Below are 11421 nucleotides of genomic sequence, written 5' to 3'. Positions count from 1 at the left end.
CGGAGCGGGCCGAGTGACGGCGGACCGCCTTCAGGACCTCTGGCGCCACACGCCCCTGCGGACCGGCGGACGGCCCCGCACTGCGGAGGAGTCGCGCGGCGGAAGGTCCCCTCCGGGACACCGACGCCCCGCACGGCTCCCGGACCGGCCCGGCCCTCGCGGCGGCGGCCCCGCCGCGGACCGCACGGCACATGTCCGACGGCGGCGGCCCGGCAGAGGCGCGGTCCGGCCCCGACGGACCGCGCGTCCCCCGGCCGGAACGGGCCCGCACGGCTACGGGGAGGGACCGGGAAACCGGTGAGACCGGTGACGGCGTGGAGACCGGTGGCGGCGTGGAGACCGGTGGCGGCGTGGAGACCGGTGGCGGCGTGGAGACCGGTGGCGGCGTGGAGACCGGTGGCGGCGTGGGGGCACCAGGACACCGATGAGACCGGTGGCGGCGTGGGGACGTCAGGACACCGGTGAGACCGGTGGCGGCGTGGGGGCACCAGGAGACTGGTGGTGGCACAGAGGCGCCAGGAGACTGGTGGTGGCACAGAGGCGCCGGGAGGCCGGTGGTGGCGGGTGGCCTCGGAGGGGGCCGTTCGGCGAGGATCGACAGCATGCACCCCCCGCACACCGCGTCCTCGCCCGAGACCCGCCGGAGTCACGGGCCGCTGCGTCTGGCGGGCGCCCTGGCCGTGTGCTCCGCCCTGCTGCTGGTGACGGTCGCCACCGCATGGCACCCGCTGATGTCCGTCGACGGCTCGGTCGCCCGGACCACGCACCGCTGGGCCGTGGACGAGCCGGCGCTCACGCGCACCTTCAGGATCCTCTCGGACTGGGTGTGGGACCCGCAGACCATGCGTCTGCTGTGCGCCGTGGTGGTGGCGTGGCTGGTGCTGCGGAGAGCCGCACTGTGGACGGCCGTGTGGCTCGTGGCGACGGTCGCCCTCACCACGGCCGTGCAGCAGGGCGTCAAGGCGGCGGTCGGCCGCAGGCGCCCGCACTGGCCCGACCCCGTCGACTCCGCCCACTACGCGGCCTATCCGTCCGGGCACGCCATGACGGCGACCGTGGTGTGCGGTCTGCTGCTGTGGCTGCTGTACCGCTGGGGTGCGGCCCGGACCCTCTTCCGGGCCCTCGCGGCCGTCGCCGCGGTCTCCGTCGTCGGCGTCGGCCTGACCCGCGTCTGGCTGGGCGTCCACTGGGGCACGGACGTCCTCGGCGGCTGGCTCCTCGGCGCTCTGGTCGTGGCCCTGGCGGTGGCGGCCCACCGGCGCTGGCTCCCCGACCCGCCGCGCCGAAAGCCCGACGCGACGCGGTAGACCGCCCGGCACGGGCCGCGACGAAGCCCGCTGCCGCACCCGGCCGCCCCCGCCGTTCCCTCCGTCCGCCGTTCCTTCCCCCTGCTGTTCTCTCCGCCCGCCGTTCCCCCCTGTCCGCCCGTCCCTTCCGCCCCCGGGTCCCCGGCCCCCGGCCGCGCCCCCGTGGCGCGTCGGGGGCCGCTCGTAGGATCCGCCCATGACGGCTGTGATGTTCGACTTCTCCGGAACGCTCTTCCGTATCGAGTCCGCCGAGTCCTGGCTCGCCACCGTGCTCACCGACGCCGGGATCACGCTGCCCGGGCGGGAACTGTCCGAGACGGCTCGCGCCCTGGAGGCGGCCGGGGCGCTGCCGGGCGGGGCGCCGCCGCAGCGGGTGCCGCGGGACCTCGCCGCGCTGTGGGAGACGCGTGACGAGAGCTCCGCACTGCACCGGGCCGCCTACACCGGCCTCTCCCGCCGGGTCGCGCTGCCGGATCCACGGCTGCACGACGCCCTGTACGAGCGCCATATGACCCCGGCCGCGTGGACGGCCTACCCCGACGCCGCCGAGGTGCTGGGCACGCTGCGCGAGCGCGGCATCGGCGTGGCGGTCGTCAGCAACATCGGCTGGGACCTGCGCCCCGTGTTCCGTGAGCACGGCCTCGACGCGTACGTGGACGCCTACGTCCTGTCGTACGAGCACGGCGTGCGCAAGCCCGATCCGCGGCTGTTCCGGATCGCCTGCGAGGCCCTCGGCGCCGAGCCGGAGCAGGTGCTGATGGTGGGGGACGACCGGCGGGCGGACGGCGGAGCGGCAGCGCTCGGCTGCGCGGTGCACTTCGTGGATCATCTGCCGGCGGACCTGCGGCCGGACGGGCTGCGCCCGGTGCCGGAGCTGGTGGGCTGACCACCGCCCGCACCCCGGGAAGTCGCCCGAGGCGACTTCATGAGTGCTGAACACGTCCACCCTGGACGATCCCCCGTGTCGCCCAGGGCGGACGGCAGCCGGAATCACGCCGGTCCTGAGGCGGATCCCGCTGCGCTGAGTATAGTTGGCTGGCAGCCAGTCAACGCAGGAGTCCAGGATGTCCCCGCGCAGCGCCCAGGTCAATGAAGAGTTGCGACGGCGTTCGCGCGAGCGGCTTCTGCAGGCCGCGGTCGAGCTGGTGAACGAGCGCGGGTACGAGGCGACGACCCTCGGCGACATCGCCGACCGGGCCGGCTCGGCACGCGGTCTGGTGTCGTACTACTTCCCGGGCAAGCGGCAGCTGGTGCAGTCGGCGGTGCACCGGCTGATGCACCGCACGCTGGAGGAGGCGCTGGAGCGCGAGCCTCGCACGGACGACGGCCGTGAGCGCATGGCGCGGGGGATCGACGCGATCCTCGGGCTCGCCCGGGACCGGACGGTGCTCATGCGGCAGCACATGGCCGGCCTGCTCCAGGCGGAGGGGTTCGTGCAGTGCCCGGAGCAGCAGCGGCTCGCCGAGCTGCTGCGGGAGACGGTCGCCCGGCGCGGCTGCGGGAACCCGGACACGGACTACCCGATGCTGCGGGCGCAGCTGATGGGAGCGGTGTACGCGATGGTGCTGCCCAATGTGGGCATGCCGATCGGCCCGCTGCGCGCGGAGCTGTTCCGGCGCTACGGGCTGGAGTGGGAGATGGGTGTCCCGCCGGACACCGGGGCGCCCGGCGGGACGTGCGAGGCGGATCTGTCGCGGTTCTTCGCCACGGGCACGCGGCCCGCGGATCAGCCGGAGTGACGCGGGGCGCCGGTCAGTCGAAGTAGTCCGGCTGGGTCTGCACGTTGAGTTCGCGCAGCCTGACCTTGCGGGCCGGGTCGGTGAGCCGGTCGCTGATCTTCAGCACGTCGAAGCCCTTGGCGATGTCGTTCGAGTAGATGTGACCGTTGTAGTAGTACGCCGACCAGGAGCCGCCGACCGTGAGGGCGTCGGTGGTCAGCGGACCGCGCTCGAAGTAGGCGATCTCCCTGGGCTTCGCGGAGTCGGTGAAGTCCCAGACGGAGACACCGCCCTGGTACCACGCCTGGACCATCAGGTCCTTGCCCTTGACCGGGATCAGCGAGCCGTTGTGGGCGACGCAGTTCTCGGTGTCGGCCTGATGGCGCGGGATCTTGAAGTAGCTGCGGAAGACCAGCTTGCGGTGGTCGCCGCGGCCGACGATGTCGTAGACGCCGTCGGCACCGCGGGTGGGGCCGGTGGCCTCGTTGCAGGTGGCGCCGACGCCGCCGCCCAGCTCGTCGGTGAAGACGACCTTGTTCGCCTTCTGGTTGAAGGTCGCGGAGTGCCAGAACGCGAAGTTGACGTTGTCCTGGACCCGGTCGATGACCTTCGGGTGCTCGGGGTCCTTGACGGAGAACAGGATGCCGTCGCCCATGCAGGCGCCCGCCGCGAGGTCCTTGGAGGGCAGGACGGTGAGGTCGTGGCAGCCGGTGGTCTTGGACACGCCGGGGTTGACGGGACCACCGGGGTTGCCGCCGCCGTCGGGACCCTCACCGGGGAAGAGCACCGGGAAGCCGACGACCGCGGCCTTCTGCGGGGCCTTGCGCGGCACCTTGATGACGGAGATGCCGTCGTGCGGGGGCTGGCAGTCGGGGTAGGCCGCGTTCGGCGAGTACGAGGAGACGTACACGTAGACGTCGCGGCGCTCGGGCACGATCGTGTGGGTGTGCGAGCCGCAGGCGGTCTCGACGGCGGCGACGTACTTCGGGTTCGTCTTGTCGCTGATGTCGAAGACCTTCATGCCCTCCCAGGAGGACTTCTCGGTCGCGGGCTGCGTGGTGCTGTTGCAGCTGCTGTCGCTGCGCGAGGAGTCGGTCGACAGGAACAGCAGGTCGCCGGAGACGGAGATGTCGTTCTGCGAGCCCGGGCACAGGACCTGGGAGACGGTCCTCGGGGCCTTCGGGTTGCTGATGTCGAAGATGCGGAAGCCGTCGTAGTTGCCGGCGAAGGCGTATCTGCCCTGGAAGGCGAGGTCCGAGTTGGTGCCCTTGACGAGGTCCTTGGGGACGTTCGCCAGATGCTGGATGTTGGCCGAGTGGACGATCTCGTCCTGGCCGGGTATCTCACCGCCGGAGATGGCCTCCCGCACCTCCGCCCGGGCGCTGCGGGACAACTCCTTGTTCGGGGCCGGGGCGTCCCCGGGGTCGGGGGTGGCGATCGCCGGATGGGCCGTCAGCAGAGCGGCCAGGAGTCCGGCCGCTGCGGTGGCAACTCCCAGACGTCTGTGCCGCGTTCGGGGATCGTTCGACAGGATCACTGCTTCCTCCCTTGTTCCGTTCACGAGGAACGGTTCACGGACCCCCGCAGTATCGTCTTCATCATGCACAGATCAACAGGGGTGAAACGTATATGTAATCCAGGTTTTTGATCAGTCGTGCTCGGAAGCGTGTTAGTACAGTCAGCAACACTCACGAGGTGTGCTCCCGCATCCCTCCCTCCGGAGGGCCGCCCTCAGCCACAGGAGGCCGTCGTGCACTTCCGCCGCCCGCTTCGCGCAACCCTCGCGACGGCGTCCCTCGCCGCACTGGCCGCGCTCACGCTCGCCGGCTGCGACACGGACTCCGGCGAGAAGGCCGGATCCCCCGCGCCGAGCGGCCCCTCGGTGCTGGTGCCGGGTCTGCCGGGCGAGGAGAACCGGACGCTGTCGGCCGGGGACGCGGCGGCGCAGCAGGCCGAGGACGACACCCCCAACTCGGCGGACGCGGCGTACGTGCGCCGGATGATCGAGCATCACGCACAGGCTCTGGTGATGACCGGACTCGCCCCGGAGCAGGCGGGGTCCACGCGGGTGAAGCGGCTCGCCGAGCGCATCGCCGCCGCGCAGGGGCCGGAGATCGGGGCCATGAAGGGCTGGCTGAAGACGCACGGCGAGCCCGGCGGGGGAACCGGGCACGACCACGCCGCGATGCCCGGCATGGCGACCGAGGCGCAGCTGGCGAAGCTGCGGGCGGCCCGCGGCACGGCCTTCGACACCCTGTTCGTGAAGCTGATGATCGCCCATCACGAAGGGGCGATCGCCATGGCCGCGGAAGTGAAGGCGCAGGGCAACAACATCCAGGTCGAGGAGATGGCCGACGACGTGGTGGCTCAGCAGACGAGCGAGATCACGCGGATGCGGGACATGGCCTGAGGCCGGTCCGGTCCGGCCTCAGCGGCGGATGTGACGTGGCGTCAGGAAGCCTGCGTCACGGGCCTGGGCGATCAGCCTGAGGGACCTGCGACGGCTGTGCCCCGTCGCGCACATCACGGCGAGGACGGGGTCGAAGCCGTCCTCCTGGGCGGCACGGTACTCCTGGGCGAGCAGCCGGCGGCCCTCGGCTCCGCGGGGCCAGGCCGGCCGGGCCCGGCGCGAGACCGGACCCCCGGGGAAGCCGCCTTCGGGGAACTCGCCCCCGGGGAAGCCTTCTTCGGGGAACTCGCCCCCGGGAGTCCGGGGTCCGGCGAGGAGGCCCGTCCGGGCGCCGGCCTCGCCGCAGGTGCCGCCTTCGCCGTACGTGCCGCCGCACGTGCCGCCGCCCCTGTCCCCGTCCTCGTCGCCGTCCTCGTCGCCTTCGCCGCCACCGCCGTCCGCTTCACCGCCGTACGCGTCGTCGGCGTGCACGTCACGGCCGTGGGTGCCGCTGCCGTACGTGTGGGCGCCGTACACGCGCTCCCCCGCCCCCTCCGCGCCCAGCTCGATCCCGCACGCCTCTGCCAGCGGCCCCCCGATCCAGTCGGCGAGCACGGCGAGGTCGGCGAGGGACAGTGCGGGCCGGCCCCGGACGTCCTCGACGGAGAGACACCCCGCGGCCGCCACGGCCAGCGCCTCGACCCGGGCTCCGTCGGCGAACTCCAGCCGCACCTGGTACCAGGAGGTGACGCCGCCGCTCTCCCGCACTTCCCAGGCGGGCCACACGGCCACCACGCCGTCCTCGAAACGGCGATCAGAAAGATTAAGAAAGGATGCTTCTAGCACACACGCAACGTAACCTCATGATCACATTCCATACGAAAGGGCGCGCACACCGGGCACCCCGACGGCGCAGCCGCACCCCTCCCCGAGCGGCCCCGCCGGTGCGATGCTGGGGGCGTCAGCGACCTCCTGCTCCACCGCCGGACAAGGAGTTCCGCCGTGCTGCGTGTCGCCGTCGTCGGTTCCGGACCCAGCGGGGTCTACACCGCCCAGTCCCTCGTCCAGCAGGATCCCGGCGTGCTGGTCGACGTACTGGACCGGTTGCCCTGCCCCTACGGCCTGGTGCGGTACGGGGTGGCGCCGGACCACGAGAAGATCAAGTCCCTCCAGACAACCCTGCGCACGGTGCTGGAGCACGAGCGGATCCGCTTCCTCGGCGGCGTCCAGGCGGGCGCCGGGGGTGTGCCCGCGGCCGGACTGCGGGAGCTGTACCACGCGGTGGTGTACTGCGTCGGCGCCGCCACCGACCGGCGCCTCGGCATCCCCGGCGAGGAACTGCCGGGGAGCTGGTCGGCGACACGGTTCGTGTCCTGGTACAGCGCCCATCCGGACGCCGTCGACGACGGGTTCGTCCGCGGCGCGCGGTCGGCCGTCGTCATCGGCGTGGGCAACGTCGCCGTGGACGTCACCCGCGTCCTGGCCCGCGGCGCGGCCGAGCTGAGTCCGACCGACATACCGCAGGCCGCGCTGGCCGCCCTCGCGGCGAGCGAGGTGACCGACATCCACATGGTGGGGCGGCGCGGCCCGTCACAGGCCCGCTTCACCACCAAGGAGCTGCGTGAGCTCGGCGGCCTTCCCGGAGCCGAAGTCCGGGTGGATCCGGCCGAGCTGGCGCTGGACCCGGCGTACGCGGACCCGTCGGGGCTGCCGGGCGCCCTGCGCCGCAACGTGGAGGTCCTGCGCGGCTGGGCCGCTCTGCCGCCCTCCGGCGCACCCCGGCGCATCCATGCGCGCTTCTTCCTGCGCCCCGCCGAACTCCTCGACGCCGGGGGCCGCGTGGGCGGGGTGCGCTTCGAGCGCACCGTCCCGGACGGGCACGGCTCGGTGACGGGAACCGGCACGTTCGAGGACATCGAGGCCCAGCTGGTGCTGCGCTCGGTCGGCTACCGCGGGGTGCCGCTGGAGGGCCTGCCCTTCGACGGGACGACCGGGACGGTTCCGCACACCGCGGGGCGGGTCGCTCCCGGCACGTACGTGGCGGGCTGGATCAAGCGGGGCCCGACAGGAGTCATCGGAACGAACCGTCCGTGCGCCAAGGAGACGGTGGCGTCCCTGCTCCAGGACGCGCCCGCGCTGGCCCGCAGGCAGGTGCCGGACGACGCGGTGCCGGCGCTGCGCGCGTACGGAGCCGACCCGGTCGAGTGGCCGGGCTGGCAGGCGATCGAACGGGCGGAGGCGCGACTGGGCGCGTCCCTGGGCAGGACCGTGGTGAAACTCCCCGACTGGCGGTCACTGCTGGAGGCCGCCCGCGGCGGGACGGTGTGACTAGAACTCGGTGAGCCGGCTGGACTGCCGCGCGGCGGCCGCCAGGAGGGCGTCCACCAGCCCCGGGAAGAGAGCGTCGAGGTCGTCCTTGCGCAGGCCGTTCATCTTGGCCGTGCCCCGGTAGATCTGGCGGACCACGCCGCTCTCGCGCAGCACGCGGAAGTGGTGCGTCGTCGTGGACTTGGTGACCGGGAGCTCGAACTGCGAGCAGGTCAGCTCCTCGCCCCCCGCGGCGGCGAGCTCCCGCACGATCTGGAGCCGCATCGGGTCCGAGAGCGCGTGCAGCACCCCTTCGAGCCGGATCTCCTCGCGTGCGGGATGGGGGAGGTCGCGGCTGCCTGCGGGAGCGGTGGTGGTCATGGGATCCATTGTACGAAGGGCTTCGTAGTTTGACATCCACCGTACTACGATGAGTATCGTACGAATCCGGTATCGGTCCCGTGACGAATGGAGGCGCCGTGAGCGCGCTCTTCGAGCCCTGCACCCTGCGTGAGCTGACCATCCCGAACCGCGTGTGGATGGCCCCGATGTGCCAGTACTCGGCCGCACCGGACGGCCCTCAGGAAGGCGCGCCGCACGACTGGCACTTCTCCCACTACGCGGCCCGCGCGGCCGGCGGCACGGGCCTGATCCTCACCGAGGCGACCGCGGTCGCCCCCGAGGGCCGGATCTCGCCGTACGACCTGGGCCTGTGGAACGACACGCAGGTGGAGGCGTTCCGCCGGATCACCCGCTTCCTCTCCGCGCAGGGCACGGTGCCGGGGATCCAGCTCGCCCACGCCGGGCGCAAGGCGTCCACCGACCGGCCCTGGAAGGGCGGCACGCCGGTCGGCCCGGACGCGCACGGGTGGACTCCGCTCGCCCCGAGCGCGGTGCCGTTCGCCGAGGGGCACTTCGTCCCCGACGAGCTGACGGTCGAGCAGATCGAGGGAATCGTCGGCCAGTTCGCCGACGCCGCCCGGCGGGCCCTCGCCGCGGGCTTCGAGGTCGTCGAGGTCCACGGCGCCCACGGCTACCTGATCCACGAGTTCCTCTCCCCGCACTCCAACCACCGCACCGACGCCTACGGCGGCTCCCACGAGAACCGCACGCGTTTCGCGCTGGAGGTCGTCGACGCGGTGCGCGCGGTGTGGCCGCAGGACAAGCCGGTGTTCTTCCGCGTCTCGGCGACCGACTGGCTGGACGAGGGCGGCTGGACCGCGGACGACACCGTCCGCCTCGCCCGTGACCTCCAGGCGCACGGCGTCGACCTGCTGGACGTCTCCACCGGCGGCAACGTCTCCGACGCACGGATCCCGGCCGGTCCCGGCTACCAGGTTCCCTTCGCCGCCCGGGTGAAGGCCGAGACCGGCCTGCCCGTCGCCGCGGTGGGTCTGATCACCGAGGCCGAGCAGGCCGAGAAGATCGTCGCCAACGGGGAGGCGGACGCGGTCCTGCTCGGCCGCGAGCTGCTGCGCAACCCCTCCTGGGCCCGGCACGCGGCCCGCGAACTGGGCGGCGAGGTGCGGGTGCCGGACCAGTACCTCCGGTCGGTGTGAGGCCGGACGGGTCCGGCCACGGCACCGCCCGGCTCCGAACCGGGCAGCCGGCCACGGGGCGCAGACCGCGCGACGGGACAGGAGGCGGACCGAAGCCGCGCGACACAGCAGGACGGGGGCACAGGCCGCGCGACACAGCAGGTCAGCGGCTCAGCGGACGCCGTCCTCGGCCAGCGTGTGCGCGACGAGGGCGTTGGCGTGGCCGTGCCCCAGACCGTGCTCGGACTTGAGCCAGGCGACGAGCTCCATGTGCCGGGTCAGGTGCGAGGAGCGGATGAGCTCCTTCCACTCCGCGACCGGCCGGCCGTACTTCTTCTCGATCGAGGGGAAATAGCTCGCGGGACCCTTCACCGGTGCGCTCATGCCGTGCGCTCCTCGGCGAAGAAGCCGGCGAGAACCGGGGCCAGGACCTTCGCGTCGATGGCGTGCTCCTCGCCCGGGAAGATCCGCAGGGTGAAGTTGCCGCCCGCCGCGGCGAGTTCCCGCGCACCGGTCAGCATGTGCGGCGCGCCCGCGTCTCCGCTGCCGACGAGGACGGGAACGGTCACGGACGCCCACCGGTCGACCGGCAGGGGACGGCCGGACATGGTGTCGCCCATGATCCGGCCGTCGTAGGGAAGGGTGCGGGCGACGGCTTCCATGTCCGCCCAGAAGGGGGCCTGCCGCATGCCCGCGACGACCTCGGCGGGCACGCCGACCGCCGCCGTCATGAAGTGGGCGACGGCGTCCCCGTACGCCTCGCGGCCCACGAGGTCCGTCAGACGCTCCACGTAGTCGGCGGGCAGCGGCGGCCGGCTGTCGTCCGTGACGAACGGCGGCTCGTACAGCGCGAGGCGCGACACGGCACTGCCGGAGGCGGTGGCCTCCAGGGCCAGGACGGCGCCCGAGGACATGCCGAAGACCATGGCCGATCCGCCGCCCGGACCCGCGATCAGCGCGTCGAGGTCCTCGATCTCACGCCGCACCTCGTACACAGGAGCGTCCCCGCTGTCGCCGCGGCCCCGGCGGTCGTACGTGATCACCGTGAAGTGCCCGGCCAGCCGAGAGGCGAGTTCGGCCGAAGCGCCGCGGGTCATGAAAGCCCCGCCGACGAGCACCACGGCAGGGCCCGAGCCCTGCCGTTCGAAAGCGATGACCGTGCCGTCGGCGGACAACACCTTGTCCATGTGAAACCCCCATCGATGAGCGGCGCAGAGCCCGGGCCCTGCACTTTCAGAACTGGACGGTACAGTACTCACACCAGTACTGGTCGGTCCAGTACTCTCTCCCGAAAGAGAAGGCGGGGGCCGAGCGGGGAGAGGGAGCTGACGATGGACAGCCGGTCAGCGCTCAAGCACCAGGCGATCCTGGACGCGGCGAGCACGGTGTTCCTGGACAAGGGCTACGCGGGCACGAGCATGGACGACATCGCGAAACTGGCCGCGGTGTCCAAACAGACCGTCTACAAGCACTTCGCGGACAAGGAGAAGCTGTTCGCCGAGATCGTGCTGGCCACCACCGACCGTATCGAGGCGATGGTGGACCTGGTGGCCGACGTCCCCGCCGACGCCGACGCCCTGGACGGCAATCTGACCCGTCTCGCCCGCCGGCTCCTGGCAGCCCTCACCCAGCCCGAGGTGATCCAGCTGCGCCGCCTCGTCATCGCCAACGCCGACGCCTTCCCCGGTCTGGGCGCGGCCTGGTACGAGCAGGGCTTCGAACGGGTCCTGACGAACCTGGCGGCCACCTTCCGGCGCCTCACCGACCAGGGCCTGCTCAGGACCGGCGACCCGATGCTGGCCGCCCACCACTTCGCCGGACTGCTGCTGTGGATCCCGGTGAACCAGGCCATGTTCCACGGCGGCGCCCGGCACAGCGAGGCCGAGCTCGACCGCTGCGCCGAAGCCGGCGTCCGCGCCTTCCTCGCCGCCTACGGCTGACCCGGCCCCTGCGCGGCCCCGGGGCGGCGTCCGGGGCCGCGCACCCCCGTCCCGGCTGATGGCACAGACGGCCCCGTCGCGCGTGAAGGCCGCGAGGCCGGGGCGCCGCGAGCAGGGCGGGCACCAGTGACACCGGTGCGGCGGGAAGCGCGCGGCGGGCCTGGCGGGACACGTCCTCGTCCTTCCCGTCGCGGCTCCCGCGGGGCGGGAAGGGGAGGTCCG

At 72.8% G+C, this 11421-nt stretch carries 12 protein-coding genes; 7 read left to right on the top strand and 5 right to left on the bottom strand.

The features are described 5' to 3' along the window. Window positions 1–602 precede the first annotated feature (602 nt). From ACIQGV_RS07080 to ACIQGV_RS07070, 3 genes are all read left to right on the top strand, one after another. Window positions 603–1307, top strand: a complete 705-nt coding sequence (locus ACIQGV_RS07080) for a phosphatase PAP2 family protein (RefSeq protein WP_402491643.1) — start codon at window positions 603–605, stop codon at window positions 1305–1307. Window positions 1308–1503: 196 nt separating this feature from the next. Next, a complete protein-coding gene (locus tag ACIQGV_RS07075) occupies window positions 1504–2193 on the top strand; it encodes an HAD family hydrolase (protein ID WP_402491640.1) in 690 nt (229 codons plus the stop codon). A 178-nt stretch (window positions 2194–2371) separates the two neighbouring features. Next, window positions 2372–3046 carry a TetR/AcrR family transcriptional regulator gene (locus tag ACIQGV_RS07070; protein ID WP_402491638.1) on the top strand — a complete coding sequence of 225 codons (675 nt, stop codon included), beginning with the start codon at window positions 2372–2374 and terminating at the stop codon, window positions 3044–3046. A 13-nt stretch (window positions 3047–3059) separates the two neighbouring features. Here the strand turns inward: ACIQGV_RS07070 and ACIQGV_RS07065 are convergent, their stop codons facing one another. Further along, complete coding sequence (locus ACIQGV_RS07065) at window positions 3060–4562, bottom strand: LVIVD repeat-containing protein (protein WP_402491635.1); 1503 nt, start codon at window positions 4560–4562, stop codon at window positions 3060–3062. Between the two features lie 213 nt (window positions 4563–4775). Here ACIQGV_RS07065 and ACIQGV_RS07060 point away from each other — a divergent pair, with 213 nt between their 5' ends. Next, a complete protein-coding gene (locus ACIQGV_RS07060; RefSeq protein WP_402491633.1) occupies window positions 4776–5435 on the top strand; it encodes a DUF305 domain-containing protein in 660 nt (219 codons plus the stop codon). An 18-nt stretch (window positions 5436–5453) separates the two neighbouring features. Here the strand turns inward: ACIQGV_RS07060 and ACIQGV_RS07055 are convergent, their stop codons facing one another. Continuing rightward, window positions 5454–6200, bottom strand: a complete 747-nt coding sequence (locus ACIQGV_RS07055) for a DUF6214 family protein (protein WP_402492402.1) — start codon at window positions 6198–6200, stop codon at window positions 5454–5456. 216 nt (window positions 6201–6416) lie between these two features. Between ACIQGV_RS07055 and ACIQGV_RS07050 the strand changes: the two genes are divergently transcribed. Further along, window positions 6417–7742, top strand: coding sequence for an FAD-dependent oxidoreductase (locus ACIQGV_RS07050; RefSeq protein ID WP_402491631.1), 1326 nt, complete (start codon window positions 6417–6419; stop codon window positions 7740–7742). Here ACIQGV_RS07050 and ACIQGV_RS07045 read toward each other — a convergent pair whose 3' ends face one another. Further along, complete coding sequence (locus tag ACIQGV_RS07045) at window positions 7743–8102, bottom strand: ArsR/SmtB family transcription factor (RefSeq protein ID WP_402491628.1); 360 nt, start codon at window positions 8100–8102, stop codon at window positions 7743–7745. Between the two features lie 98 nt (window positions 8103–8200). Between ACIQGV_RS07045 and ACIQGV_RS07040 the strand changes: the two genes are divergently transcribed. Then, on the top strand, window positions 8201–9280 hold the full coding sequence (locus ACIQGV_RS07040) for an NADH:flavin oxidoreductase/NADH oxidase (protein ID WP_402491626.1): 1080 nt from the start codon (window positions 8201–8203) through the stop codon (window positions 9278–9280). A 150-nt stretch (window positions 9281–9430) separates the two neighbouring features. Here the strand turns inward: ACIQGV_RS07040 and ACIQGV_RS07035 are convergent, their stop codons facing one another. Further along, on the bottom strand, window positions 9431–9643 hold the full coding sequence (locus ACIQGV_RS07035) for a DUF4287 domain-containing protein (RefSeq protein WP_402491624.1): 213 nt from the start codon (window positions 9641–9643) through the stop codon (window positions 9431–9433). Then, a complete protein-coding gene (locus ACIQGV_RS07030) occupies window positions 9640–10446 on the bottom strand; it encodes an alpha/beta fold hydrolase (protein ID WP_402491621.1) in 807 nt (268 codons plus the stop codon). The genes ACIQGV_RS07035 and ACIQGV_RS07030 overlap by 4 nt, the downstream gene beginning before the upstream one ends. Before the next feature lie 144 nt (window positions 10447–10590). On the opposite strand from ACIQGV_RS07030, the gene ACIQGV_RS07025 reads away from it, so the two are divergent. After that, complete coding sequence (locus ACIQGV_RS07025) at window positions 10591–11199, top strand: TetR/AcrR family transcriptional regulator (RefSeq protein ID WP_402491618.1); 609 nt, start codon at window positions 10591–10593, stop codon at window positions 11197–11199. Window positions 11200–11421: the final 222 nt, after the last annotated feature.

The sequence above is a fragment of the Streptomyces sp. NPDC093094 genome, from assembly GCF_044754345.1.
Taxonomy (GTDB): Bacteria; Actinomycetota; Actinomycetes; order Streptomycetales; family Streptomycetaceae; genus Streptomyces.
Note: the sequence above shows the minus strand (reverse complement) of the source record. Positions and strands in the feature narration are given on the sequence as shown.

What these genes read in the sequence shown, in the direction of transcription:
- ACIQGV_RS07080 (WP_402491643.1), top strand. Translation starts at nt 603, where the DNA reads ATGCACCCCCCGCACACCGCGTCCTCGCCCGAGACCCGCCGGAGTCAC.
- ACIQGV_RS07075 (WP_402491640.1), top strand. Translation starts at nt 1,504, where the DNA reads ATGACGGCTGTGATGTTCGACTTCTCCGGAACGCTCTTCCGTATCGAG.
- ACIQGV_RS07070 (WP_402491638.1), top strand. Translation starts at nt 2,372, where the DNA reads ATGTCCCCGCGCAGCGCCCAGGTCAATGAAGAGTTGCGACGGCGTTCG.
- ACIQGV_RS07045 (WP_402491628.1), bottom strand. Translation starts at nt 8,102, where the DNA reads ATGACCACCACCGCTCCCGCAGGCAGCCGCGACCTCCCCCATCCCGCA.
- ACIQGV_RS07035 (WP_402491624.1), bottom strand. Translation starts at nt 9,643, where the DNA reads ATGAGCGCACCGGTGAAGGGTCCCGCGAGCTATTTCCCCTCGATCGAG.
- ACIQGV_RS07030 (WP_402491621.1), bottom strand. Translation starts at nt 10,446, where the DNA reads ATGGACAAGGTGTTGTCCGCCGACGGCACGGTCATCGCTTTCGAACGG.
- ACIQGV_RS07025 (WP_402491618.1), top strand. Translation starts at nt 10,591, where the DNA reads ATGGACAGCCGGTCAGCGCTCAAGCACCAGGCGATCCTGGACGCGGCG.